This window comes from Acidaminococcus hominis (assembly GCF_900291475.1).
Taxonomy (GTDB): domain Bacteria; phylum Bacillota; class Negativicutes; order Acidaminococcales; family Acidaminococcaceae; genus Acidaminococcus; species Acidaminococcus hominis.
The window spans coordinates 260,153-285,427 of the sequence record NZ_OLMM01000004.1; the positions used below are offsets into that span (position 1 = coordinate 260,153).

Sequence of the window (25,275 nt, forward strand, 5' to 3'; positions counted from 1 at the left end):
ATAGTGGCACGTTTGTCAAGACCAAAATCGATGAATTTCTAAATGTATCAGGCAGCAGACATTGCAGCATTGAGCAGCAGTGCCGGGAAGTAGCGCTCTGCTGGCGGGACGTTCCCGATGGCTGAGTGGCAGCGCTGGAAGTTATACACGTTGATGTAGTTGCGGATGGCCTTGCGAGCCTCCCGGATGTTGCGGTACTGCGTGAGATAGGCTTCCTCATACTTGAATGTCCGGAACCACCGCTCAATCTTGATGTTGTCGGCCCAGCGGCTCTTGCCATCCATGCTCTGGCGGATCTTGTGTTCCTTGAGGAAAGCCTTGTACTCCTTGCTGGTGAACTGGCATCCTTGGTCGGAGTTGAGAATCTGCGGCTTTGCTATACGGAGCGCCTTCCTTACGGCGGCAATGACCATCCGGGTGTCCAGGGTATCGTCCACCTCCCAGCCAACAATGCAGCNGTACTCCTTGCTGGTGAACTGGCATCCTTGGTCGGAGTTGAGAATCTGCGGCTTTGCTATACGGAGCGCCTTCCTTACGGCGGCAATGACCATCCGGGTGTCCAGGGTATCGTCCACCTCCCAGCCAACAATGCAGCGGCTGTACCAGTCGATGATGGCTGTCAGATAAACGAAACCGTGCTCCAGGGGAATGTAGGTGATGTCGATGGACCATGCCTGGTTAGGCTGCTGAATATCCACATGCTTCAGCAGGTAGGGCATCACCTGCGCTTGTTGCTGCCGCTTGGAAAGGTTCATCTTCGGATAGATGACGTCGATGCCCATCTCGCGCATATAGCGAGCTGTCTTGCGTCGTCCGGCCTGATGCCCGAGGCGCTGCAGCTGCGAGGCCAGCTGCCTTGCGCCCCAGGCAGGATTGTCCGTGTGGAAACGATCGATGATGCGCTTGCATTCCAGCTCTTCATCTGATGGAGTGTTCTCTTTGGGGTGGTAGTATTGGCTTGTGCGGTTGACGCCGAGCAGCTTTGCTGCTTTCCGAAGGGAAAGCTCCTTGCACTCACTCCTCGAAAGGTTTTGGAGAATACTGTTTCTCGTAGTCCGGTCCAAGAATTTCCTCAGATTTTTTTTCAACCAATCCACCTGCATGGTGAGTTGGCCAACTTTGCGGGCATAGGAGGCTTTCTCCTTCCGCTCGGTCTCGAGTTTTTGATTGAGGTTGTCCTCTCTGGAATCATCGAATATGATGCTTGCCTTGCTGAGAAACTCGTTCTTCCAGTTCCGCAAGAGGTTCGGCAGGATTTCGTTCTCAGCCGCCAGCGTGTTGAGGTCTTTCTCACCCTTGAGCAGCTCGATGACGAGATCGGATTTGAATTTCGACGTGAAATGACGGCGCGTGCGTGACATGATGATTATCTCCTTTTTCATTGATCGCCTCCAGTATACCACGAGATTCACATTAAGAAATAGTTTCGAAGTTGTCTTAATTCATAGTTCCATTATAGNTTTGAATTGCGACGTGAAATGACGGCGCGTGCGTGACATGATGATTATCTCCTTTTTCATTGATCGCCTCCAGTATACCACGAGATTCACATTAAGAAATAGTTTCGAAGTTGTCTTAATTCATAGTTCCATTATAGATTCTTCCAGCATATATAACAATGCTCAATTCTTTTCACTTTGCGCTTTACTGCCTAAGGCAATGCCCCAAAAAGCAAAATACAAATGTAATTCATATTTTGCATAAAAAGTGTTGTCCACCATCCCATGAATAAGAAGTAATCCGATGCAATACCACAGCATTCCATAAGGAAAGAGATTTTCTGGTTGTTTTTTCATTACATACAGTAGTAATAATATATTGCTTGCCAAAAAAGCCAAATAGCCAATTCCACCCAGCGTACCTGTGCCAGAAAAGAAATTAGCAATATTGTTGTGCGGTAAAGTCAGTGTCGGCTCATGAGCTCCGGGCAGAATATAATGGGCCCGGTATACCTCATTCCAACGGTCAAAGCCCACCCCATACACCTTGTGGTCCTGCCACATATGGTAGGCAGAATGGAGCAGCAGTACTCGTTCATGGTCATAAGAACGGACTTGATAGCGCCTAGAAATCGCAAAAAAACTTGTTGCACACACACTTAAAAGCACAACAAAGATAACGATTCGACTAGGCATTTTCCATGTAGTTTTTCTATTAAAAATAGAATACAGAAATACGACCATAAGCCCAACAAAAAAGCCGGCAATAGCACCTCTAGATTGGCTCATAAGCAGGGCTACCGTCATAAACAGTGCTGTACCGCCAAATAGCAGTGTATAAAGAATTCTTGCTGAGCCTCTTTTGGTATACCAATGATGAAGGGCTGTCAGATATAAAAAAGGCAACAGTGCTTCTAAAGTCATGCCCATATGATTGTATGCAGCAAAAGGTCCTCTTAGTCGTTCATACAGGTGACCATCTGTAATAGCTTTCATAGGGTAATACGCCAGCACCCAGCTGCCTCCCAAAAGTCCCCACTGGGTAGCGTCCCACAAAGAAGCCACCTTCTGCAAGGCGAAATAGGTCACCCAGACCGGCAGGGAATAGGCAATAAAATTCCGGGCCGTCCGGATGGAGCCAGGATCTCCGGTAAGAAACGAGGCCAAGGTCACGGTACCTAAAAAGCATAGGTATGGCATCAAAAATGCTTTAGGCGGCAGGGTAAATTTCTCTTTTTTAGCCAAGCAATACAGAATACCCGCAATTACCAGTCCCGCACTGATGCTAAACCCTGCATTCCATTTGGTACAGCACACAAATAACAAAAACAAATTTACACAGACAGTTATAAATGATTCTCTAGTAATTAATGCTTTCACGCTTTGCTCCCCATTACCACAGATTTTCCCATTACAATAGCTTGCTCCAAACTCCCGCCAGCTTCATCCGCAGCTCCTGCCGCAAGATGGACTTACCCTTCATATCCTTGCTGGGCTGGGGCATGGGGGCATCCGCAAAGGCAGTTTTGGCCAGCACGTCATAATATTTTTCGTTAAAGGCTCCGTCCCGGGCAAATTCCCAGGGTTTATACCGGCCGGCCCAGTGGAATACCGCCGGGTTTTCCGCTGCCCGGATGGCCGAGGTTTTCCATTGGCCGCTGCTGAGTACCTTCAGCGGCAGGGTAAACACCGGAGGAATCACATTCCAGCGCAGGGGCAGGGGCATCCAGTTGCCCTGAAACACCAGGTTCAAACCGTCCTGGTCGTGATGCCGGTAGGCCCCCTGCTCCACCTTTTCCAGCACCTGCTGGCCATAGTGGTGCTGGCGCCAGGCGGCCAGGTCAAGGACCATGACCCCGGAATTGAAATAGGGATCCCCAGCCTTAAGGCCCAAGGTCACTTCTTTTTGCTTCACCATCCGCTTGGAGCACAAGATGCCCAAATCGGGCACCGCCGCCAGGGGATGGCCTCCCAAAGGCGTATTCCAGAGCTTTTCAATATCGTCCAGGACCAGCAGGTCCGTATCCAGATAGATGACCTTGGTTACGGAAGCCGGCAGCAGCTGATCCAGCAGCAGCCGCAGATAGGCAGCCCGGTTCACATGGCCGCTGGTATGGGCCTCGATTTTTATATTTCCTGTAGGAATGAAGGTAATGATTCCCCCCAGGTTTGTTACCGTTGCAGCAATGCCGGACTCCTGTTCTTCCGAGATCCCGTCACTGAGAAAATAAAAATGCACAGGGAGACCTTCCCGGTGCTGAAGCAGAATGGAGGCACAAGTCACCGCCCCATGCTGGGCATACCGTTCATCGGCTGCCAATGCTACTGCAATCTCTTCCATGCTTGTTTCCCCCTCTGCCGCTAATTATTCTATTTTATCATACAATAGAACCACTGTTTTCTCAACTATTAGGCGCTTTTTCCCACAAAAAAACCACTGTCCAGGAACCCCTGGCACAGTGGCTGACTTTTACATGGAGCGGAAAACGAGATTCGAACTCGCGACCCCCACCTTGGCAAGGTGGTGCTCTACCACTGAGCTACTTCCGCAAAACATGATTAGATTTTACTGGATATGAGCAGTTTTGTCAATACCTTTTGTTGCATTTTTTACTATTTTTCACTCGGCCACCAGCGGTGCGGCCTGGGCAATAAACTGGGCCACCTGCTCCAGCGTGCTTAAAAAGGGCACGTCCTGGAACCAATCTTCCCCCAGGAAGCCTTCCTGGACCATTTGCTGCAAGGCAGCCTTCAGCGGCTGGTAAAAGCCGTTCACGTCCAAAAAGGCAAAGGGCTTGGTGATCAACCCCAGCTTTTGCTTGGCCATCACCTCGCTGATTTCTTCCAGGGTACCCACACCCCCGGGAAACGCCAGGAACACATCTCCCAGCTCCAGCATTTTGGCTTTCCGTTCCGCCATGGTTTTAGTGATCAACAGCCGGCTGAGACCGGGCTGCTGCATTTCCTTCTCTACAAAGAACCGGGTTTCTACACCTACCACCCGTCCGCCCTGGGCCAGCACTGTTTCTGCCAGTATGCCCATAAGACCGGTGCGGCTGCCCCCGTACACCAGGGTATGACCGTTCTGGGCCAAATAGGTACCCAGCTCCTTGGCAAATTGCTCATAGCAGGGATGATTTCCCTTGCTGGAGCCCAAATAAACCGTAATGTTCATACTTATACTCCCTGTAACATTTTATACACTCTGACGTCCATTATAAGCTTTCCCCGCAGCCGCTGCAATGGATTTTTCCGAAGAAAAAAGGGGGTTGAAAAAAACTTCCTCAGTCAGCCATGCTGACTGACAGCTCCTTAGTGGTTCGCAGCGCTCCAATCAGCCGCGCCCTGCGGGCTTGCTTCTTGGGCTGCTATCACATGGCTCACATTAGCCAAGAGCATTTTGATAAACTGACATGCTCTTGGATGTGAGCGCAACGCTTGAAGGGGCCGGTCTTAGGCCTATACTGGTCGTGTGCTAAACGTGTGTAGCAAAGCAGCATAGTTCGTAAATACCTGCACTAACCCTAGTCTATTACTTGACCAGTAGCGGCATAGAACGCTTCCTGCAAGCGTGTAGGAAGTGTCGCCGCAAGGCGACGATAGAAGTTTAATCAGCACAGCAGTTTTGAGGTTTGAATCCGGCTATGGCTATAATGAACAACAAAAAAGGAGCTGCCGCAGCAGCTCCTCTCACAATATTCTTTAGAACTCGCCCATGACCAGTTGGGCAATGTTTTTGGCGTGGTCGCTGACCCGTTTCATGTTCAGCAATAATTCCAACATCACAAAGCCAGTTTCCGGAGTGCAGATGCCTTTGTTCAGACGTTCTACGTGGCTCTTTCTCATGGCTTTCTGCTTGGCGGATACCTGATGGGACAGGTCCAGAGAAGCCTTGGCCAGTTCCTGGTCGTGGGTTTCCAGGGCTTTGATGGCCTTGGTGGCTGCCCCTTCTACCAGGACTTCCAGCTCCTTCATTTCCGCATTGGCTTGGGCAGAGAAGTGGGTGCCGTCTTCGTTCATGCTGCGAACCCGCTTGGCAATGGTTTCCGCATGGTCACCAATACGTTCAATATCGCTGCAGGCATGGAGCAGGCCCGTATGGACCGTGGACATTTCCTTGCTCATGTTGGTTTCGGACATTTTGGTCAGATACACCGTAATGGCTTCTTCCAGGCTGTCCACCACCGGTTCATGATCCAGGACAAATTCCACTTTCTTCTTGTCGTATTTGTCTACGGCTTCGAAGGCTTTGTGGATATTTTCCAAGGCCAGGTCGCCCATCCGGGCAACTTCCTTGGTGGAAAGTTCCAGGGCAATGGCCGGGGTATTTAATACGTTCCGGTCCAGATACTTGGGCTGGTAGTTGATTTCGGTTTCGTCCCCAGGCATCAGCTTCTTGATCAGCTGGGTGAACTTGCCGGCAAAGGGCAGGAACAAAATGGTGTTCACCACGTTGAAGCAGGTGTGGGCGTTAGCAATCTGCCGGGCAATATCCCCTGCTGGAGAAATATGCAGCACCAAATGGATGAACTGGGGCAGGAAGGTCATAGCAATAATGGACCCAATCAGGTTGAACATAACATGGGAGCAAGCCACACGCTTAGCGTTCAGGCCGGCCTGTACCGTTGCCAGTACGGCGGTAATACAGGTACCAATGTTATCGCCCAACAGGACGGGGATGGCGCCTTCCAGGGGAATCAGGCCCTGGCTGGCCATAGCCATCAAAATACCGATGGTAGCGGAGGAGGACTGGATCACCAGGGTCATGCAAAGACCAACGGCCAGGCCCAGCAGCGGATGGGTGGTAAAGCGGCCCAGGAAGTCAATCACGGCCTTATGCTGCCGCAGGGGAGTTACTGCATCCCCCATCATGGCCATACCCAGCATCAGGATACCAAAACCCAGGAGTACGGAACCCAGATGTTTCAGCTGGCGTTTTTTGCACACGGCCTGCATCAGGAAACCGATGGCCAGAATCAGGGTAATATAATCAGTTAACTTAAAGGCAATCAACTGGGCGGTCATGGTGGTACCAATGTTGGCCCCCATAACAATCCCAAAGGCTTGTTCCAAATTCATCAGGCCGGCGTTTACCAGACCAACAACCATAACCGTTGTGGCACTGGAAGACTGGAGCACGGCTGTAACGCCAGCGCCCAAGGCTACGCCGTAAATGGTTCTGCGGGTCAGTGCGCCCAGGATTTTCTGAAGCTTGGCGCCAGCTGCCTTTTGCAGCCCATCGCCCATCAGCGACATACCGTAAAGGAATAAAGAAATACCACCTAAAAATAGAAAAAAGTGAACCAAGATGATCTCCTCCGCTATAGTCTGTTTGCGGTACTAAAGTAAAAAATGAGTAACGTTTGTGTAAAGCTTTACACGCCTAAATTCTATCACATCTAGTTCGTTCAAGCTAGCAATTTCCGTGAAATTGCACCATACTTTACATATTTGTCTATTCTGACTAAAAGGAGAATTTTCCTGGTTTTAGCAATTCTTAGGGGCCAATTCGTACATCCATCTCAATATTGTAATATTTTCACAAACCTGTCACGGATTTTCTGGATATTTTTCGCTGCAAAACGCAAAATTGCTGTATGCATTTAAGTTATCAAGACAGTTTTTTATTGTAAACTTTAGAAAAAATTCCGTAAAATTTTTTTCGCAGTATTTTCCTTTTTTTTAAGTGACTTTGCAAATTTGTCCATATTCCCTCAGAGGCCTGATTCGTACCAAATAAACGCAAAAAAAGAGAAGCTGTGCCAGAGGCACAGCTTCTCAGGGAATGCGTCAGTTATTCTGCAGCATCCAGTTTTTTGTAGTTTTCCAGACGTTCTTCGGCGTCTTTCTTCGTCTTGGCAAACAGGCTTTCCGCAATATCCGGGAAGGTCTTGGCCAGGGAAGCGTACCGAACTTCGCCCTTCAGGAAGGTTTCGAAATCTTCGGTAGGAGCCTTGCTGTCCAGGAAGAAGCTCTTCTTGCCTTCTTCTTTCAGTTCAGGGTTGTAACGGAAGTTTACCCAGTATCCGCTGTCAACAGCAGCCTTGGCTTCTTGGAAGGAGTGCTGCATGCCTCTCTTGATGCCGTGGTTGATGCAAGGAGAGTAGCAGATGATCAGGGAAGGACCATGGTAAGCTTCAGCTTCCTTAATGGCCTTCAGAGCCTGGTTCTTGTCGTAACCCATGTTGATTTGGGCAACATATACATAGCCATAGCTCATGGCCATCATGCCCAGATCCTTTTTCTTGGTTCTCTTGCCGCTGGCAGCGAACTTGGCAACTGCAGCTTCAGGAGTGGACTTGGAGGATTGACCGCCGGTGTTGGAGTAAACTTCGGTATCGAATACCATGATGTTTACATCATCGCCAGATGCCAGTACGTGGTCCAAACCGCCGTAACCGATATCATAGGCCCAGCCGTCGCCGCCGAAGATCCATTGAGAACGTTTTACGAAGAACTGTTTGTTGGCGTACAGATGTTCCAGATCAGCATTGCCAGCTTTTTCAGCTTCCAGCAGTGCGGTCAGTTTTTCTGCGCGTTCACGAGAGCCTTCGCCGTTTTCTTTGTTGGCTACCCAATCTTCCAGAGCAGCTTTCAGGTCAGCGCTAACGTTGCCTGCAGCAGCAGCGGTCATGTTTTCAGCCAGACGATCGCGGACAGCTTTTACGCCCAGGTACATGCCCAAGCCGTATTCAGCGTTGTCTTCGAACAGGGAGTTAGCCCAAGCAGGACCATGACCCTTGTAGTTCTTGGTGTAAGGCATTGCAGGAGCAGATGCACCCCAAATGGAGGAGCAGCCGGTAGCGTTGGCAATCATCATGCGATCGCCGAACAGCTGGGTAACCAGTTTGGCATACGGGGTTTCGCCGCAGCCTGCGCAGGCACCGGAGAACTCCAGCAGCGGTTGTTCGAACTGGCTGCCTTTTACGGTGTACTTGTTCATGGGGTTATCCTTGTGGGATACCTTGGTGGTGAAGTAGGTCCAAGCATCTTTCAGATGTTCCTGGGTAGCGAAGGGTTTAGCAACCAGTGCTTTGCCCGGAGCGGGGCAGGCATCGATACAGTTGCTGCAGCCTTGGCAGTCCATCGGGGATACTGCGATGCGGAAGTACATACCTTTTGCACCCAGAGCCGGTTTAGCGTCTACGCCAGAAGCATTCTTTTCTTCTTCAGTCATCAGTACAGGACGGATGGCAGCGTGAGGGCACATAATGGAGCATTGGTTGCATTGGATACATTTATCGATTTGCCATTCAGGAACGTTGATGGCTACGCCGCGTTTTTCATAAGCAGCAGTGCCGGAGGGGAACGTACCATCTGCTTGATCCATCAGTTTGCTGATGGGCAGGTCATGGCCTTCTTGTTTGTTCATGGGAACCATAACTTCGTCAACGAACTTGTTGCCGGTCTTCGGATACAGTTCTTCGTCAGCGCAGTTAGCCCAGTCAGCAGGAACATCGATCTTCACAATGGCGTCAACACCTTTGTCAACGGCAGCATTGTTCATGTCAACCACCTTCTGGCCTTTCTTGCCATAGGAGTGAACGATGGATTCCTTCAGGTATTTCACAGCATCTTCAACAGGGATGATACCGGTCAGTTTGAAGAAAGCGGATTGCATGATCATGTTGATACGACCACCCAGACCGATTTCGGAAGCAATCTTCACAGCGTCAATGGTGTAGAAGTTGATGTGGTGAGCAGCCAGGTAGCGTTTCAGCTGGCCAGGCAGTTCCTTGTTCAGTTCTTCAGCGGACCAAGGGCAGTTCAGCAGGAAAGTACCGCCATCCTTCAGGCCAGCAGCTACATTGTAGCGGCGAACGTAGGAGGAGTTATGAACAGCTACGTAGTCAGCGAAGTTGATCAGGAAAGGCATATTGATGGGGGTATGACCGAAACGCAGATGGGATACGGTAATACCGCCGGATTTCTTGGAGTCGTAGGAGAAGTAGCCTTGAGCGTACATATCGGTCTTGTCGCCGATGATTTTGATAGCGCTCTTGTTGGCACCTACGGTACCATCGGAACCCAGGCCCCAGAACATGCAGGAGGTGGTGCCTTTCGGGGTGATATCCAGAACGTGTTCTTTCGGCAGGGAGGTGTTGGTTACATCGTCCACAATGCCTACGGTGAAGTGGTTCTTGGGTTCAGCCTTCTTCAGGTTATCAAATACAGCCAGGGCATCGCCAGGATAGAATTCCTTGGAACCCAGACCATAACGGCCGCCAACGATCAGAGGTTTAACGGCTTCGTTGTAGTAAATGTCACGAACATCCAGGTACAGAGGTTCGCCGTTGGAGCCAGCTTCTTTGGTGCGGTCCAAAACTGCAATGCGTTTTACAGTCTTAGGCATAGCAGCCAGGAAGTATTTAGCGGAGAACGGACGATACAGGTGAACGTTCAGAACGCCGACCTTTTCGCCTTGGGAAACCAGCAGCTTGGCTACTTCTTCAGCAGTCTGAGCGCCGGAGCCCATCATAACAACAACGTTTTCAGCATCGGGAGCACCGGTATAGTTGAACAGTTTGTAGTCACGGCCAGTCAGTTCGCTGATCTTGCCCATGTACTCTTCAACGATAGCAGGCAGTGCTTCGTAATATTGGTTTACAGCTTCACGAGTCTGGAAGTAGATATCCGGATTTTGTGCAGTGCCGCGGATAACAGGGTTGTCCGGGTTCAGAGCATGGTCACGGAATTTCTTCAGTTCATCGTAGTCAACCAGTTTCTTCAGATCTTCGTAGTCCAGCAGTTCAATCTTTTGGATTTCGTGAGAGGTACGGAAACCGTCAAAGAAGTTCAGGAAAGGTACATGGCCTTTGATGGCGGACAGGTGAGCAACAGCAGACATGTCCATAACTTCTTGTACGCTGCTTTCAGCCAGCAGGGCAAAGCCCGTTTGACGGCAAGCCATAACGTCACTGTGATCGCCGAAAATGTTCAAAGAGCTGGTGGCCAGAGCTCTGGCAGCTACCTGGAATACAGCGGGCAGCAATTCGCCGGCAATTTTGTACATGTTGGGGATCATCAACAGCAAACCTTGGGAAGCGGTATAGGTCGTGGTCAAAGCACCTGCAGCCAGAGAACCGTGCACAGCACCAGCAGCACCAGCTTCAGATTGCATTTCCATGATTTCTACCGGGCGTCCGAACATGTTCGTTTTCCCATGGGAAGCCCATTCATCACTCACTTCTGCCATCGGAGAAGAAGGAGTAATGGGGTAGATCGCTGCAACATCACTAAAAGCGTAAGAAGTATACGCGGCAGCGGTGTTACCATCCATTGTCTTCATTTTTTTCATTGTTATAAGCCCCTCTTTCTAAGAGATAATGACTACGATAATAAGACTTCCATAGTCCCCCTAGTCGTAAATAGTATAACGCAAATTCTCCAGAAGCACAAATAAATTTTTCCTATTTTGCATACAATTTACTGAATACTGTCACCTATTGAATAATTTAACACTCCAAAATTTTTGTTGCATTCTTTTCATTTTTTTGTTAAACTAGCTCCATCACTAGGGGCGCATTCGCTGAGAGACCAAAACGGTCGACCCTTTGAACCTGATGCGGTTAGTACCGCCGAAGGAAAGTGGTAGACTCCGTTTTTTCGGCCGCTTTCCGCAAAGGGAAGCGGCCCTTTTTTATCCAAGGAGGAGTCGTCATGAAGACGCAGAGACAAGCAGCATTACAGGGAATCATCACCGAACAGATGCAGGCCGTAGCCCAGCAGGAAGGGCTGGAGGCCAGCCTTATCCGGGACCGGGTAGCCAAGGGCACCATCGCCATTCCGGCCAATATCAACCACCGGGGCCTGGTGGCCCGGGGCGTGGGCGAAGGGCTGTCCACCAAGGTTAACGCAAATATCGGAACCTCTTCCGCCTACCCGGATCCGGCACCGGAACTGGACAAGCTGAAAGCCGCCATCGACGCCGGCGCCGATGCGGTCATGGATTTGTCCACTGGGGACAACATTGACGCCTCCCGCCGGGCCATTCTGGAGCATTCCACGGTAATGGTGGGCACTGTGCCCATTTACCAGGCCACGGTCCACGCCATTACCACCCACGGCCAGGTCATTAACATGACCAAGGACGATATCTTTGACGTGGTGGAAAAGCAGGCCAAGGACGGGGCGGACTTTATGACCATGCACTGCGGCATTACCCGCCAGGTGCTGGATACCCTGATTGCCGAAGGCCGGGTCATGGACATTGTCAGCCGGGGCGGCTCCTTTATTTCCGGGTGGATGCTCCACAACGGCAAGGAGAACCCCTTCTACGAATACTACGACGAAATCCTGGACATCTGCGCCCGCTACGATGTGACCATCAGCTTGGGCGACGGCCTGCGGCCGGGCTGCCTGGCGGACGCCACCGACCGGTCCCAGATTCAGGAACTGCTGAACCTGGGCGGCCTGACCCAGCGGGCCTGGGACAAGGGCGTCCAGGTCATGGTAGAAGGCCCGGGCCACGTTCCCTTTAACCAGATTGCCACCAATATGCAGCTGGAAAAGCGCCTGTGCCACGGAGCACCCTTCTACGTGCTTGGTCCACTGGTAACGGACATTGCCCCAGGCTACGACCATATTACCTCCGCCATTGGGGGCACCCTGGCCGCCGTCAGCGGTGCCGATTTCCTGTGCTACGTCACCCCGGCAGAACACCTGGGCCTGCCGGATATCAATGACGTCCGGGAAGGGGTCATTGCCGCCCGGATTGCCGGCCATGCCGCAGACGTAGCCAAGGGCCTGCCCTCTGCCGTAGCCCAGGACCTGGCCATGGCCAAGGCCCGGAAGGTGCTGGACTGGGACGAACAGATCCGTCTGGCCATTGACCCGGTGAAGGCCAAAGCCTTCCGGAAAGCCAAGAATAAGGATTCCGAAGAATACTGCTCCATGTGCGGAGAGTACTGCGCCGTAAAAATCATCGGCCAATACCTGGACGAAGTGAAAAAGAAATAAGCCCCTGCTTCGCCCAAGTTGACAAAAAGGACCCAGTGATGGACAGTCAAACTGCCCCAAACTGGGTCCTTTCATTAATTTTAATTATACATCAGAGTTTTTCGTCAAGCAGCAGGACTGCCAAGTCATTCACATTGGTGCCCGTGGCCCCCGTAATCAGAAGACCGCCCGTCTTTTCCAGGGCATGGTAGGCGTCATTCTGCTCCAGGACCCCAGGAATGGTAATCCCCTGCTCCAGAAGCTTCGTTTTGGTACTGCCGTCGGCGTAGCCCCCAGCTGCGTCCGTGGGACCGTCGGTGCCATCGCTGCCAAAGGAAAATACTGCTGCGTTTGTAAGGCCGCTGATGCCTTCTCCGGCGGACAGGGCCAATTCCTGGTTCCGGCCGCCCTTGCCCCGGCCGTGGAGATGCACCACCGTTTCCCCACCGGCCATAAAGGCCAGTTTTTTGCCCTTGCCGGCGTACTCCCGGGCAATGGCCCCCAGGAAACTGCCGGCTTCTTTGGCCTGACAGGCCAGGCTGGTGGTCAGCACCAGGGTTTCGTAGCCCAGGGCTTCTGCCGCCGCTTTGCCGGCTGCAGCCAGTTCCGTAACGCTGCCGGTAATGATGGTTTCCACGTTATCCAGCGCTTTAGGCGTTTCCTGCTGGAGGGCAGCGGCTGCTTCTGGGGACACCATAATCTTGTATTTCCGGATGACCTCCAGGGCCTGCTCACTGGTGCTGGTATCGGGATAAGCCGGACCGGACGCAATCATATCCAGAGGATCCCCGATAATGTCGGAGAGCACAATGGCGTACACCTTGGCCGGTGCGCACAGCTGGGCAAACTTCCCGCCCTTGACGGCACTGAGGCGCTTGCGGACGGTGTTCATGGACACAATGTCCGCCCCGCTGGCCAATAGGTCCGAGGTAATGGCCTGGAGTTCCTTTAAGGGAATCAAAGGCTTTTCAAACAGGGCGGAACCCCCGCCGCTGATGAGAAACAGTACCGTATCTTCCGCAGTCAGGCCGGACACCAGGTCAATGGCCCGCTCCGTCGCCTTCAGGGAATTTTCGTCCAGCACCGGGTGACCGGCTTCCCAGATTTCCAAAGGCGGCAGCTCGCCCTTGGAGTGGCCGTATTTGGTAATGACAATGCCCTGGGAAATTTTGCCTTCTAAAATATAGTTGGCCGTTTTGGCCATTTGCCAGGCAGCCTTGCCAATGGCCACCAGCACAATTTTTCCTTTGCCAAATTCCTTATGCTGCAGGGCCTTTTCCACTGCGGTATCGGGCAGGGATGCGGTAATGGCGCTCTGCATGATTTTTTCTGCGTCTGTACGTAACGACATGGGGATTCCTCCAGTTTTGTTCAACAAGTTTTCACTGCCTCCGATTATACCATACCAAGCCTGCCTCCGTCCTGTTTTCTTGCACTGGGACGGCTTCCAATGGTACAATCAGACTATACTTTGTGCTACATCCCCTGCCCCAAAGGAGGTCCCTATGATCTTATACGATGATATTATGGCCTGGGTGCCCTGCTGCATCGCCCTGGCTTTTACGGCTTTTTTCTATATTGGTTTCCGGATTGTCAGTGAAAAGCTCATCCGCTTTATCCTGGACAAACTGCCGGTGGACGCCGATGCCAGCATTGCTTCCGCCGTGTACCGGCCCGGCCGGCTGGCCATTCTGGCCTTTGGCCTTTATACCGCCCTGGCGGCTTCCCCCTGGGGTGCCTTGGCCTCCACCTCCATTGCCCGGAACCTGCTCTCCTCAGTAATGATTACCGTCTTCTACTGGGTGGTCTACAACCTGAGCCGCAGCACCAACTTTTTCTTCAACTACTTCATCAGCAAAAAAGGCCGGAAGGTGGACCCCGCCATTAGCGGCATCCTGTCCTCTTTCTTCCACCTGCTGATTATCTTCTTCCTGGTAGCCAGCGTGCTGAGCACCTGGGGCTTCAACATCAGCGGTTTCATCGCCGGCCTGTCCATCGGCGGCTTGGCCGTTTCCCTGGCCGCCAAGGATTCCCTGGCCAACTTTTTCGCCTGCCTGGTAATTCTCATGGACCAGCCCTTCCACATTGGGGACTGGATCATCTGCAATGACGTGGAAGGCATTGTGGAATCCATTTCCTTCCGCAGCACCAACGTCCGGACCTTCGGCAAAGCCCTGGTGTACATCCCCAATTCCCTGATCATCAACACCCCCATCCAGAACTTCACCAACCGGGACCGCAGAAGAATCAACATGACCCTGGGCGTTACCTACGACAGCACTGTGGAACAAATGCAGGCCCTGGTGGAAAAAATCACCAACTACCTGAAAAACGACCCGGATATTTTCCAGGACGATATGACCGTAGCCTTTTCCGAAATGGCCGCCAGCAGTTTGAACATCACCATCATCTGCTACAGCCGCCTGACCAGCTACAACGACTTCATGAAAGTCCAGGAACGACTGAACCTGGAACTCATGAAACTCATGGACGAAACCGGCACCTCCGCCGCCTTCCCCAGCACCAGCATTTACGTGGAAAAGCTGCCTAAGCAGGAAACGGCCAATAGCTGACAGCATAAAAAACAGGGGCTGTGAAAAAATAAAACTTCTATCGTCGCCTACGGCGACACTTCCTACAGTGGTTCGCGGCTAGCTGCTCAGCTGCGTCCTACGGACTTGCTTTGCAGGCCGCTATCACATGGCTCGCGTATTCCAAACATCTTTTGGATAACTTATGGCGATGTTTGGACGCGAACGCAACGCTTGCAGGAAGCGTTCTAGACCTCTACTGGTCAAGTGACAGAGAAGCGTAGTGCTAATATTTACATACCGAGATTTCATTTCAATACTCGTTCAGCACACGACCAGTATGGGCCTAAGGCCGGCCCATCCAAGCGTGGAGGGGCTGTCAGTCCGCAGGACTGACTGAGGAAGTTTATTAGATACGGCTATAACGAACAAAAAATGGCTTGCGAACTCAAACTAGTTCACAAGCCATTTTTCACCCCCCTTTTTTATGTCCGTTTTCCTGGTGTCCAGCGTGCCAGGCCATCGCCTATAGCCTGCTGACCCCACAGCCCTCCTAAAAAGTTCTTACCTTGCAAAAAAAGGTAAGAACCAGGTAAGAAAATTTGAAATCTCAGAACCCGCATAGACACTGGGTTTGCGGCTCCTGTTCTTACCTTCTTACCTTTCTTACCTACATATAGATATATAAAGAGAAAAATAAAAAAAATAAAATACCCGTCTATCGTTAATTAATATATATATATATATATATGGGGCTGTATAAAAATAGGTAAGAAGGTAAGAAAAATAGCGCAGAGCAAGGACTGATGCGGGTTTCCAGTTCTTACCTTATGATTTTGAAAGGTAAGAAGGTAAGAACTTTTAGTAAAGTTGGTATAAAAAATGGAAGCATTATGTTAAATCAGCTCTTAGGTGGTGCAGTCAAGAAACTGCAAGGCAGCCCCTCCCTGCACAAAACAAGCCCCCGGCAACATGCCAGGGGCCATTTCATTTCCTTTTGTATGCGTTTTTCACTGGCGCTTAACGGGCGGCAATATAGTCCACCAGGTAGCGCAGGGCAAGGCCGTAGCCCTGGAAGCCCAGACCGCAGATAGTGCCTACACTGCCGGCGGCGGTTACCAGATGCTGCCGGTAGGTTTCCCGTTTATACACATTGGTCAGGTGAACCTCCACCGAAGGCAGTCCCACGCCCTTTAACGCATCCAGGATAGCTACGCTGTAGCAGGCGTAGGCGCTGGGGTTGATGACCAGTCCGTCGTACACATCCAGGGCTTCCTGGATCAGGGTCACCATTTCCCCTTCGCTGTTGGTCTGCTGCACATCCACGGTAATGCCCAGTTCATGGGCCGTGCTTTGGATGTACTGACACAGGGCCACGTAATCGTCATGGCCGTACATTTCCTTTTCCCGAATGCCCAACAGGTTGATATTGGGTCCGTTTAGCACCAATATTTTCATAATCCCAGCTCCTTGATCAGCCGCACAATCTGGGCGGCCGTTTGGTCAAAATCTTCATTTACAGGAATGGCGTAGTCACTGTATTTGAGATACAGGGGCATACGTTCCCGATACAGCTGCGTCAGCCGGTCCTCTGCGGAATTGAGCAGGGGCCGGGAAGTCTTGTCCACCGAACCGGCAATGGCTTCCAGATCCCGGTTCAGGAAAAAAATCTTGCCGTTTTGCTGCAAATACGCAATGTTTTCCGGCCGCTTGACCACTCCGCCGCCGCAGGAGATGATGATGCCGTCCATTTCTGACAGGGTCTTGATGGCCGCCGTTTCCGCCGCCCGGAATACGTCCTCCCCTTCCTGGAACAGGTCTTTCACGCTGCGGCCGGTTTCCTTGATCACCTGGTCGTCGGAATCCAGGACCGGGCGGTCCAGAAGTTTGTGCAGTTTCCGTCCAATGGTGGTTTTGCCGGCGCCCGGCATGCCAATCAGGACAATATTACTCATTTAAAATTTTCCTCCAGCTGTTTTACGATTTGCGGCACCAATTCTGCCGGTAATTTTTTTTGCAGCCAAATTTCTTCCGCAGCCACGGCCTGGCCCACCAGCATGTGGAGTCCGTTGCAGGTTTTGGCCCCTGCGGCGGCTGCATCGGCCAGAAATTGGGTCACGGCCGGATTGTAGATAATATCCACGGCGGCCCCGAACTTTCCTACAAAGGACGCGGGCACCGGGCTGACCCCGGTTTTGGGGTACATGCCAATAGGGGTGGTGTTGATGATCACGTCGCCCCCGGGCAGGTCTTCCAGTTCCGTGTACAGTTTCAGCTGGGTTTCCGGCTGGGCCTTCAGGAAACGGGACAGGCTGTTTTGGGCTTTTTCCCGGCTGCGGACTAAAATGGTGATTTGGGCCGCTTTCCGGTCCGCCACCACCTGCAGCACGGCCTTGGCCGCACCGCCGTTGCCCAGTACCGTAACGTTTTTCCCGGCAAGGGGAATATCGTAGGCCTGAAGCATCTGGTCAAACCCGTGATAATCTGTATTATAGCCTTTTACTCCCCCATCTGTAAAGAAAAGGGTATTGGAGGCTCCAATCTTTTCCGCCTCCGGGCTGATTTCTGTAAGATACGGCAGCACCGTTTCCTTGTAGGGAATGGTCACATTGCAGCCGTTGTAGGCCGGAGTCTCTTGGGTAAGAAAAGGCCCCACCTGTTCCGGTTCCAGCTCCACCAGGTCATAGGTACCGGAAATTCCCAGTGCCTGGAAAATTTTTGTATGAATTTCCGGGCTGAGGCTGTGCCCCAAAACCCGTCCCAATAATCCCAATTTCATAGTCACGCTTCCTTTCCATGGTCCGCCGGGTAGTTCCCCAGAATCTTGCATTCCGTGGTATCCTCCGGCAGCTGCTGCAGGACTTCCTGGACCGCCGGATCCGTCAGATGGCCGGTAATGTCCATATGGAAATAGTATTCCCAAGGCCGGCCGGGATACGGCCGGGACTCGATGTTGGTCATGTTGATATTCTGCTGGGCAAAATGGGCCAGCAGCCGGTACAGGGAACCGGGCTGGTGCTTCAAGCTGACAATCAGCGTAATCTTGTCCGCCTCAGGCACCAGTTCCTGCTCTCTGCTGATGATAATGAAGCGGGTATAATTGCTTTTGTTGGTATTGATCCCCCGGGCCAGGATTTCCAGCCCGTACTGGTCCGCCGCCTGAACGCCGGCCACGGCTGCCATGTGAGGGTCCTTCTTTTCCGCCACCAGTTCTGCGGCCTTAGCCGTATTGAAATAGTTGAACTGACGCATGGCCGGGTGCTCCTTAAAAAACAGGCTGCACTGGGAGAAGCCCTGGGGATGGGAATAGACTTCCGTAATATTTTCCAGGCAGGTACCCGGATAGGCCAGCAGGCAGTGTTCAATCTTCAGGATTTTTTCTCCCACAATGAAAATGCTGTAGCGCCGGGCCAGGTCGTACACGTCGGTAATGCCGCCGGTGGAGGAGTTTTCAATGGGCAGCACGCCGTAGCGGACTTTGCCCTCTGCCACGGCCTGAACCACATCCTCAAACAGCATGAAATTTTCTGCCTGAACCTCCTGGCCCTGGAAATACTGGAGCAGGGCCATATGACTGTAGGCACCAGGAACCCCCTGGTAGCCTACGGGAATTGCTTTTGTTGCCATAAAATCAGCCCCTTTGGGATAGATAGTACAGGTCCAGCAGCGTCCAGGCGGTAACGGCTTCCACCACCGGCAGGGCCCGGGGAACGATGCAGGGATCGTGACGGCCGTGGACCTCCAGGGTGGTTTCTTCCTGGCGCACCACGTTCACAGTCTGCTGTGGCTTGCTGATGGAGGGGGTGGGTTTTACCACCACCTGGAAGAAAATGGGCATGCCGTTGGAAATGCCGCCCAATACGCCCCCGTTGTGGTTGGTCAGGCAGCGGACTTCCCCGCCTTCCAGCACCATGGGGTCGTTGGCCTCGCTGCCCCGCATACCTGCCAGGGCAAAGCCGTCCCCAAAGGCCACGCCTTTGATGGCGGGAATAGAGAACAGGGCATGGGACAGCCGGCTTTCCACGGAGTCAAAATAGGGTTCTCCCCAGCCCACCGGTACGCCCACAGCCATACAGGCAATGGTGCCCCCTACGGAATCCTTGTCCGCCCGGGCAGCGGCAATGGCCTGTTCCATGGGTTCCCGCTTGCTTTCGTCCAGGAGAGCCAGGTAGTTGTCGCCCAGGTGCGTCAGGGTTTCCGGGGTTTCTCCCAGCGGGGAAAAGGGCCGGTCGGTGATTCCTGCCAGGCTGGCAATGTGGGCGCCAACCGTAACGCCGATTTGGGCCAGCAGCTGCTTCGCCACAGCGCCGGCAAACACCAGGGGAGCTGTCAGACGGCCGGAGAAACTGCCACCGCCCCGGTAGTCGTTGCAGCCGTGAAATTTCACATAGCCGGGAAAGTCCCCGTGGCCCGGCCGCATGACTTCCTTCAGCAGGCTGTAATCCTTAGAATGCTGGTTGCTGTTGGGAATCCGGGCGCACAGGGCCATGCCCGTGGTCCGACCTTCAAACAGGCCGCTTTCCACGCTGACGGCATCGCTTTCCTTCCGGTGGGTAGCCAGGGGATTCTGGCCGGGAGCCCGGCGCTTCATTTCCCGTTCAATCAGCTCCCAATCCAGCTTCAGGCCGGCGGGCAGGCCGTCAATGACCACGCCGATGGACGGTCCGTGGGATTCCCCGAAAATCGTCAGTTTAATCCGCTCACCCATTACACTGCTCATACTGTCCTCCTAAGTTTTGGAAATCCCGCCAAAAGTCGGGATACGATTTCTTTACGCATTCTGCTCCCACCAGGGTAACCGTCCCCTGGCATTGAATAGAGGCAATGGCCAGGCTCATGGCAATCCGGTGGTCGTTCCAGCAGTCCACCGTGCCGCCGGTCAGGGCTTCCACCCCGTCAATGGACAGGCCGTCAGGCCGCTGGGTAATCCGGGCGCCCAGTTTGGTGAGTTCCGTGGCCATGGCCTCCAGCCGGTCACATTCCTTGATCCGCAGCCGTTCAGCATGAATGATGTCCGTGTGGCCCTGACTCAGGGCTGCGGCCACAGAAAGAATGGGCACAATGTCCGGGCAGTCCGCCGCATCAATGACGGTTCCCTGGCTGACGGAAGGCCGGCTGACCAGAACGCCGTTTTCAAAGGTTACCTGGCCCCCCATCCGCTGGAGAATGGAGATAATGGCCTTGTCCCCCTGAAGGGAGTCCGGGTCCATACCTGCAACGGAAATGGTTCTGCCCAGCATTCCAGCAGTGAGCCAGAAGGCTGCCTGGGAATAGTCCCCTTCCACCGCCCCTTCCTGAGGCTGGTAGTGCTGGCTGCCGGGAATTTCGTATTCCCGGTAGTCCTTGTGCCGGACCACAATGCCGTACTTTTGCAGGGCGGACAGGGTCAGGGCAATGTAGCTCTGGGATTCCAGCTTGCCGGTAATGGTCAGCCGGGAGGGTCCAGGCAGCAGGGGCAGGGCAAATAGGAGGCCCGAAATGAACTGGCTGCTGACAGAGCCCGGCAGGGTGTACTCTCCGGGCTTTAGCGGCCCCTGAACGGTCAAGGGAAAATTGCTCCCCTCCCCCTTCTCAAAGCGCAGCCCCTGTTTTTGGAAAATGTCCTCGTAAGGGGTTAACGGACGGTCCCCCAGTTTCCCGGAACCGATAAAAGTAAAGGGCTGGTCACACAGGGCGGCCAGGGGAATGAGAAAGCGCAGGGTGGAGCCGGATTCCCCGCAGTCCAACACCTTTCCCGCCTGCTGGGGACGGCCCCCGTCCACGGTAAAAGCCGTCCGGCCGTCCGCCTGCTGCCGCTGGCTAATGGCTGCGCCCAGCTGCCGCAGACAGTCACAGGTGGCCAGAATATCCCGGGACAGGCTGATTTCTTCCACCTGGCTGCGGCCGCCGGCCAGGGCAGCGCAAATCAGGGCCCGATGGCCCATGCTTTTGGAAGAAGGAATCCGGAGGGTACCGGTAAGACTTTGGGGGGTAATCCGTAATGTTGTCATGCTTCACCTCTAAAATAATTGGCCAGTTGGCCCAGTTCCACTTTTTTGAGCAGTGAGGTGCCGATTTTGGGCACCAGCACCAAGGTAAGGGTATTGCCCCGTTTCTTTTTGTCCATGGTCACCCCGGTCAGGATGTCCTCCAGGGAAATGGAATCCCTGGTAGCAAGGGGCACCTTTTGCAGCAGGGTTTCCAGCCGCCGGGCCGTGCCCGGTTCTGTCAGTCCCAGCCGCTCGGAGTTTTGGGTAATCCGAACCATGCCCAGGGCCACCCCTTCTCCGTGGGTATATTTCTCGTAGTGGTACTTCCGTTCCACTGCATGGCCCATGGTATGGCCAAAATTGAGCACCATCCGGGCACCTTCGTCCCGTTCGTCCTGCTCCACCACCTGGATTTTCAGGCGGATGCAGGCGGAAATGATTTCCGTTACGTGGGAAAGAATTTCTGCGTCCCCCTGCCAGGTTTCCAGCTGGGCAAACAGGTTCGCATCCCCGATAGCGGCGCATTTGATGACCTCCGCCAGGCCGTCGTGAAGGAATCGGACGGGCAGGGTGCCCAAAAGCTCCGGGTCAATGAGCACGGCCTTGGGCTGGTAGAAGGCACCGGCCAAATTCTTGCCTTCCGGCAGGTCCACCGCCACCTTGCCCCCTACGGAGCTGTCAATTTGGGACAGCAGGGTGGTGGGAATCTGGATAAAGGGAATGCCCCTAAGGAAACTGGCGGCTACAAAGCCCCCCAAATCTCCGGGCACGCCCCCGCCCAGGGTGATAACCAGGTCCTTCCGGTCCAGGCCAAAAGCGGCGCAGCCCCGGAGCAGCTGACCGTAGGTTTCCAGGTTCTTGTGGTCTTCTCCGGCGGGCATCACCAGCCGGCGGACTGCAAAGCCCTGTTCCGTCAGCTCCTGTTCCAGCTGGGCCCCATACAGGGGATCCACGTGGGAATCGGTGATGATGGCTGCCTTGTCCGCCTGGGACAGCTGCCGAATCCGCCAGCCAAAATGGGCAAAGGAACCGGGTTCTATTTCGATATCGTAGCTGTCCTTACCCAGGCTAACGCTGATTCTTTCCATAGAACATATCCCTTCTTCTTTTCTTGGCCCGGTTCATCATCAGTTCCAGTTCGTCTTTATCGCCGACCTGAAGGGCCGTCTTCCAATGTTCCAGCTGCTCCTCCAGCCGGTTGATTTCCACTACCACCTTGTCCCGGTTCAGCAGGAATAGGTCGCTCCACAGGCTGGCGTTGATATCTGCCACCCGGGTAGCATCCCGGAAGGAACCGGCCACAAACTGCTTGGTATCTTCCTGCATGGAATCGCTGTTCACCAGGGAAACCGCCATAATATGGGGCAGGTCGCTGGTGTAGGCAATGATGCTGTCGTGTTCCGGGCCGGTGAGCTCCACCACCCGGCCGCAGCCCAGCTCATAGGCCATGTCCGTCAGCCATTTGACGTACTCGGGCCGGTTGTTGTCCCGTTTGATGATGATGAAGTTGGACCCCGGGAAAATCAGGGAGGTGCTTTGGCTGTAGCCCTTCCCTTCCCGGCCTGCCATGGGGTGGGTGGGCACAAAGTCCATGTTCGGTCCCAGCAGTGCGTCTACCTGGTCGGGGAGGTCCCCCTTGATACCCATCACATCGGTGAGCAGCACGTCCGGTTTAAAGTCCTTTACATGCTCTTTGACAAAGGGAACGAAGGCCCCTGGGTACATGGCGCAGACAATCACGTCCGCTTCCTTGAGCCGTTCCGGGCATTCGTCGATATTATCCGTAATATAGCCTTCGTCCTTGGCCATCAGGGTCACAATGGGATTGGTATCCAGCCCTAAGATTTTCTGGACCTTTTGGCCCCGCAGGGCTTTGGCGTAAGAGCCGCCAATCAGCCCCAGGCCCACAATGGCAAATACGGTTTCCTGTAGATTTTTCATGAAATTCCTCTCCTATAGACCCGCCTAGGCGGGGCATCAAATTTGCGTCAGCCAGGCCCCAGGCTCCAGCCGCCAAATTTGCAGCGGGGTTGCCCTTTGGGCCTCACTCTACCATGGTAGCGGGCTGGAACCAATTGTGCAAGATGGTTTTAGAAATTTTTCTTATTTTGTACCCTTTTGCGGCTCCAGCCTGGGTTCTCAAGGAATTTTGTCTACAGTTCCCGGCCCAGCACCGGGGCCAGTACCCTTAGGTCGTCCATCAGCTGGGCAAAGATGTCCGGGGTCAGGCTTTGGGCCCCATCGCACCAGGCGTGTTTGGGATCGTTATGGACTTCAATAATCAGACCGTCGGCACCGGCAGCAATGGCCGCTTTGGCCAGCTGGGGCACCATCCAGGCTTTCCCGGCCGCATGGCTGGGGTCTACAATCACCGGCAGATGGCTGAGTTTTTTCACCGCCAGCACGGCACTGAGATCCAGGGTATTCCGGGTGTAGGTTTCAAAGGTCCGGATGCCCCGTTCACACAAAATCACGTTCTCGTTGCCTTCGGACATAATGTATTCGGCGGACATGAGCCATTCCTCAATGGTGGCGGCCAGGCCCCGCTTCAAAAGAATGGGCTTATTGAGCTTGCCCAGCTCCTTTAACAGGGTGAAATTCTGCATATTCCGGGCACCTACCTGAATCAGGTCCACCTGGTCCACGAATTCCGGAATCTTGTCGGCGGACATGATTTCCGTCACAATGGGCAGGTGCTGGCTGTCCCCAGCGGCCCGGATCAGTTCCAGGCCCTTTTCCGCCAGGCCCTGGAAGGAGTACGGAGAAGTACGGGGCTTAAAAGCACCGCCCCGAAGCATCACCGCCCCGCTTTTTTTCACGGAAGCTGCAATGGTTTCCATCTGTTCCTTGCCTTCTACAGAGCAGGGACCGGCAATCACCGCCAGCTTTTTGCCGCCCACCGGAACCCCGGACACATCAATGACAGAATCCTCCGGATGGAACAGCCGGTTGGCACGTTTGAAGGGCTCCTGCACCCGCATAGCCTTTTCCACCCAAGGGTGCACCAGGAACTGCTCTGGATCCAGCACGCTGGTATCCCCTACAATGCCCATAACCTCCTGGCTGACCCCTATACTTTCGTGGATGGTGAAGCCCTGTTGCTCCAAACTTTCCTTCAATTCTTCAATGGCTTCCCGGGGTACTCCTGCTTTCATAACAATAATCATAATGAATCCTCCTTTGCTGCTTTCCTACACGGTTTGGGGTGGGCCGCTGCCCAGCCCCCTTTGCTGCCTTGCAAGCGGGCCCCTCTGCCCTGCCTGCGCTGCTTTTTGCGTCTTCTGTACTGCTTTCCTACACTACTTTCCTACATTTCCTACGTTACTTTTCTGCACTGCCTTACTGCCGTCCCGCAAAACCTTCCTGCTGTACTTCGTATAATTCTCCTGCTTTCCTGCCCTCCTGCCCTTTTCGTTATTTTGCGCGCTTTCCATAGCAACAAAAAAAGCAGACTCGCAAGGAGTCTGCTTCTACGGTCCGTCCTGACCCGGCGGCTTATTCAGCCAACCGCTGCGCTCGCTTTACGAAGGTTCCTGCATGCAATTTTGGGCAGCCAAAGTAACCAAAGCTAAAATAATAGCTCTGGCCGTAGGTAAACCCATATGCATGTTGAGAAAGCATTCGGGAGCTGATCATGGTGACACCGCCTTTTGTTATGGAATGGTTCAATTTTACCGCCAGTTACACAATTCGTCAACAATAACGGTAAATTTTATTAAATCGTTCAGATAACTGTTAACCCTGAAACACCTTAGCGCTGGAGTGCCGCATCCATATCGGCCAGACCATGACCCGTAGCGTCCACAAAGCGGATTCGCAGATTGCCGAACTGGGGCAGCTTCTTCAGAGGAATGGCTACTACACTGTCCTGGGTAATGGCTTCCCCGGCAGTTTGGGCACCGGTAGGATCGTTCACTGCTACGGTTACATTGATAAGCCGGCCAAACCGTTCCACCTTGGAAATGGTCAGCTGGCCGTTCTGGCCCTGGGTGGCCATGGAAGCGTACAGCACCAGGGAATGTTCGTAGCCCTTGCCGCTGTATTTTTGCTGGGCAGCCTTGATCTGTTCTTCAGCGCTGGAGATTTTTTTCACCCCCGGCAGTTCGTCGGAATTGATCTGGCTGATTACGTCCGTATCAAAAGCCGTGGCTACAAAGCCGGGAATGGCTTTTTCGCTGTCATGGTCCCATTTGGAAACATCCACCGTGGTTTGGTACAGTACTTTTCCCGTGGCATTCATTTCTTCGGAAACAAACAGTTCCCCGTCCGCCAATTTATTGTGTTCTGCCGCATAGGCAGGACCAGCGCAGACTGCCAGCACCAGGGCGATGGCAGCCGCCCGTTTCCATCCATATTGCATCTAAGATCACCCTTTCATTTGCTATGCTTGTATTATAC

19 protein-coding genes, 1 tRNA gene and 1 riboswitch are annotated in these 25,275 nt (G+C 53.3%); of the genes, 2 read left to right on the top strand and 18 right to left on the bottom strand.

Annotation, left to right across the window (positions count from 1 at the left end; translation table 11 throughout):
- Window positions 1-47: 47 nt before the first annotated feature.
- The 7 genes from C7E10_RS04665 to nifJ all read right to left on the bottom strand — a co-directional run bounded on the left by C7E10_RS04665 (window position 48) and on the right by nifJ (window position 10,737).
- A complete protein-coding gene (locus tag C7E10_RS04665) occupies window positions 48-1,382 on the bottom strand; it encodes an IS3 family transposase (RefSeq protein WP_200820203.1) in 1,335 nt (444 codons plus the stop codon).
- 240 nt (window positions 1,383-1,622) lie between these two features.
- Window positions 1,623-2,819, bottom strand: a complete 1,197-nt coding sequence (locus tag C7E10_RS04670; RefSeq protein ID WP_105326189.1) for an O-antigen ligase family protein — start codon at window positions 2,817-2,819, stop codon at window positions 1,623-1,625.
- A 31-nt stretch (window positions 2,820-2,850) separates the two neighbouring features.
- Entirely contained in the window at window positions 2,851-3,780 is a 930-nt protein-coding gene (locus C7E10_RS04675) for a glycosyltransferase family 8 protein (protein ID WP_105326190.1), read from the bottom strand.
- Window positions 3,781-3,914: 134 nt separating this feature from the next.
- Window positions 3,915-3,989, bottom strand: a tRNA-Gly gene (locus tag C7E10_RS04680).
- A 70-nt stretch (window positions 3,990-4,059) separates the two neighbouring features.
- Window positions 4,060-4,614: an LOG family protein gene (locus tag C7E10_RS04685; RefSeq protein ID WP_105326191.1), complete on the bottom strand. Its 555-nt coding sequence runs from the start codon at window positions 4,612-4,614 to the stop codon at window positions 4,060-4,062.
- A gap of 527 nt (window positions 4,615-5,141) precedes the next feature.
- Window positions 5,142-6,746 carry a Na/Pi cotransporter family protein gene (locus C7E10_RS04690; RefSeq protein ID WP_231086038.1) on the bottom strand — a complete coding sequence of 535 codons (1,605 nt, stop codon included), beginning with the start codon at window positions 6,744-6,746 and terminating at the stop codon, window positions 5,142-5,144.
- A gap of 487 nt (window positions 6,747-7,233) precedes the next feature.
- Window positions 7,234-10,737 carry a pyruvate:ferredoxin (flavodoxin) oxidoreductase gene (nifJ, locus tag C7E10_RS04695; RefSeq protein WP_105326193.1) on the bottom strand — a complete coding sequence of 1,168 codons (3,504 nt, stop codon included), beginning with the start codon at window positions 10,735-10,737 and terminating at the stop codon, window positions 7,234-7,236.
- 208 nt (window positions 10,738-10,945) lie between these two features.
- Window positions 10,946-11,043, top strand: a riboswitch (TPP riboswitch).
- A 56-nt stretch (window positions 11,044-11,099) separates the two neighbouring features.
- Between nifJ and thiC the strand changes: the two genes are divergently transcribed.
- Entirely contained in the window at window positions 11,100-12,398 is a 1,299-nt protein-coding gene (gene thiC, locus C7E10_RS04700; protein ID WP_105326194.1) for a phosphomethylpyrimidine synthase ThiC, read from the top strand.
- Window positions 12,399-12,489: 91 nt separating this feature from the next.
- On the opposite strand, the gene C7E10_RS04705 is transcribed toward thiC, so the two are convergent.
- Window positions 12,490-13,728, bottom strand: a complete 1,239-nt coding sequence (locus tag C7E10_RS04705) for a glycerate kinase type-2 family protein (protein ID WP_105326195.1) — start codon at window positions 13,726-13,728, stop codon at window positions 12,490-12,492.
- A 154-nt stretch (window positions 13,729-13,882) separates the two neighbouring features.
- Between C7E10_RS04705 and C7E10_RS04710 the strand changes: the two genes are divergently transcribed.
- Entirely contained in the window at window positions 13,883-14,950 is a 1,068-nt protein-coding gene (locus C7E10_RS04710) for a mechanosensitive ion channel family protein (RefSeq protein WP_105326196.1), read from the top strand.
- A gap of 978 nt (window positions 14,951-15,928) precedes the next feature.
- Here C7E10_RS04710 and C7E10_RS04715 read toward each other — a convergent pair.
- The 10 genes from C7E10_RS04715 to C7E10_RS04760 all read right to left on the bottom strand — a co-directional run bounded on the left by C7E10_RS04715 (window position 15,929) and on the right by C7E10_RS04760 (window position 25,237).
- Window positions 15,929-16,366 carry a type II 3-dehydroquinate dehydratase gene (locus tag C7E10_RS04715; protein WP_105326197.1) on the bottom strand — a complete coding sequence of 146 codons (438 nt, stop codon included), beginning with the start codon at window positions 16,364-16,366 and terminating at the stop codon, window positions 15,929-15,931.
- A complete protein-coding gene (locus C7E10_RS04720) occupies window positions 16,363-16,863 on the bottom strand; it encodes a shikimate kinase (RefSeq protein ID WP_105326198.1) in 501 nt (166 codons plus the stop codon). The genes C7E10_RS04715 and C7E10_RS04720 overlap by 4 nt, the downstream gene beginning before the upstream one ends.
- Window positions 16,860-17,687: a shikimate dehydrogenase family protein gene (locus C7E10_RS04725; protein ID WP_160101832.1), complete on the bottom strand. Its 828-nt coding sequence runs from the start codon at window positions 17,685-17,687 to the stop codon at window positions 16,860-16,862. Before C7E10_RS04725 ends, C7E10_RS04720 begins: the two co-directional genes overlap by 4 nt.
- A gap of 2 nt (window positions 17,688-17,689) precedes the next feature.
- Entirely contained in the window at window positions 17,690-18,535 is an 846-nt protein-coding gene (gene pheA, locus C7E10_RS04730) for a prephenate dehydratase (RefSeq protein WP_105326200.1), read from the bottom strand.
- A 4-nt stretch (window positions 18,536-18,539) separates the two neighbouring features.
- On the bottom strand, window positions 18,540-19,628 hold the full coding sequence (aroC, locus tag C7E10_RS04735; protein WP_105326201.1) for a chorismate synthase: 1,089 nt from the start codon (window positions 19,626-19,628) through the stop codon (window positions 18,540-18,542).
- The gene (gene aroA / locus C7E10_RS04740; RefSeq protein ID WP_105326202.1) at window positions 19,609-20,898 is read right to left on the bottom strand and encodes a 3-phosphoshikimate 1-carboxyvinyltransferase; all 1,290 of its coding nucleotides are present in this window, start codon (window positions 20,896-20,898) and stop codon (window positions 19,609-19,611) included. Before aroA ends, aroC begins: the two co-directional genes overlap by 20 nt.
- The gene (aroB, locus tag C7E10_RS04745; RefSeq protein WP_105326203.1) at window positions 20,895-21,965 is read right to left on the bottom strand and encodes a 3-dehydroquinate synthase; all 1,071 of its coding nucleotides are present in this window, start codon (window positions 21,963-21,965) and stop codon (window positions 20,895-20,897) included. Before aroB ends, aroA begins: the two co-directional genes overlap by 4 nt.
- On the bottom strand, window positions 21,946-22,818 hold the full coding sequence (locus C7E10_RS04750; RefSeq protein ID WP_105326204.1) for a prephenate dehydrogenase: 873 nt from the start codon (window positions 22,816-22,818) through the stop codon (window positions 21,946-21,948). The genes aroB and C7E10_RS04750 overlap by 20 nt, the downstream gene beginning before the upstream one ends.
- A gap of 212 nt (window positions 22,819-23,030) precedes the next feature.
- Window positions 23,031-24,044: a 3-deoxy-7-phosphoheptulonate synthase gene (gene aroF / locus C7E10_RS04755; RefSeq protein WP_105326205.1), complete on the bottom strand. Its 1,014-nt coding sequence runs from the start codon at window positions 24,042-24,044 to the stop codon at window positions 23,031-23,033.
- A 584-nt stretch (window positions 24,045-24,628) separates the two neighbouring features.
- Entirely contained in the window at window positions 24,629-25,237 is a 609-nt protein-coding gene (locus C7E10_RS04760; RefSeq protein WP_105326206.1) for a hypothetical protein, read from the bottom strand.
- Window positions 25,238-25,275 lie beyond the last annotated feature (38 nt).

What these genes read in the sequence shown, in the direction of transcription:
- C7E10_RS04715 (WP_105326197.1), bottom strand. Translation starts at nt 16,366, where the DNA reads ATGAAAATATTGGTGCTAAACGGACCCAATATCAACCTGTTGGGCATT.
- C7E10_RS04720 (WP_105326198.1), bottom strand. Translation starts at nt 16,863, where the DNA reads ATGAGTAATATTGTCCTGATTGGCATGCCGGGCGCCGGCAAAACCACC.
- pheA (WP_105326200.1), bottom strand. Translation starts at nt 18,535, where the DNA reads ATGGCAACAAAAGCAATTCCCGTAGGCTACCAGGGGGTTCCTGGTGCC.
- C7E10_RS04750 (WP_105326204.1), bottom strand. Translation starts at nt 22,818, where the DNA reads ATGAAAAATCTACAGGAAACCGTATTTGCCATTGTGGGCCTGGGGCTG.
- C7E10_RS04705 (WP_105326195.1), bottom strand. Translation starts at nt 13,728, where the DNA reads ATGTCGTTACGTACAGACGCAGAAAAAATCATGCAGAGCGCCATTACC.
- C7E10_RS04760 (WP_105326206.1), bottom strand. Translation starts at nt 25,237, where the DNA reads ATGCAATATGGATGGAAACGGGCGGCTGCCATCGCCCTGGTGCTGGCA.
- thiC (WP_105326194.1), top strand. Translation starts at nt 11,100, where the DNA reads ATGAAGACGCAGAGACAAGCAGCATTACAGGGAATCATCACCGAACAG.
- C7E10_RS04725 (WP_160101832.1), bottom strand. Translation starts at nt 17,687, where the DNA reads ATGAAATTGGGATTATTGGGACGGGTTTTGGGGCACAGCCTCAGCCCG.
- aroC (WP_105326201.1), bottom strand. Translation starts at nt 19,628, where the DNA reads ATGAGCAGTGTAATGGGTGAGCGGATTAAACTGACGATTTTCGGGGAA.
- aroB (WP_105326203.1), bottom strand. Translation starts at nt 21,965, where the DNA reads ATGGAAAGAATCAGCGTTAGCCTGGGTAAGGACAGCTACGATATCGAA.
- aroA (WP_105326202.1), bottom strand. Translation starts at nt 20,898, where the DNA reads ATGACAACATTACGGATTACCCCCCAAAGTCTTACCGGTACCCTCCGG.
- nifJ (WP_105326193.1), bottom strand. Translation starts at nt 10,737, where the DNA reads ATGAAAAAAATGAAGACAATGGATGGTAACACCGCTGCCGCGTATACT.
- C7E10_RS04675 (WP_105326190.1), bottom strand. Translation starts at nt 3,780, where the DNA reads ATGGAAGAGATTGCAGTAGCATTGGCAGCCGATGAACGGTATGCCCAG.
- C7E10_RS04710 (WP_105326196.1), top strand. Translation starts at nt 13,883, where the DNA reads ATGATCTTATACGATGATATTATGGCCTGGGTGCCCTGCTGCATCGCC.
- aroF (WP_105326205.1), bottom strand. Translation starts at nt 24,044, where the DNA reads ATGATTATTGTTATGAAAGCAGGAGTACCCCGGGAAGCCATTGAAGAA.
- C7E10_RS04685 (WP_105326191.1), bottom strand. Translation starts at nt 4,614, where the DNA reads ATGAACATTACGGTTTATTTGGGCTCCAGCAAGGGAAATCATCCCTGC.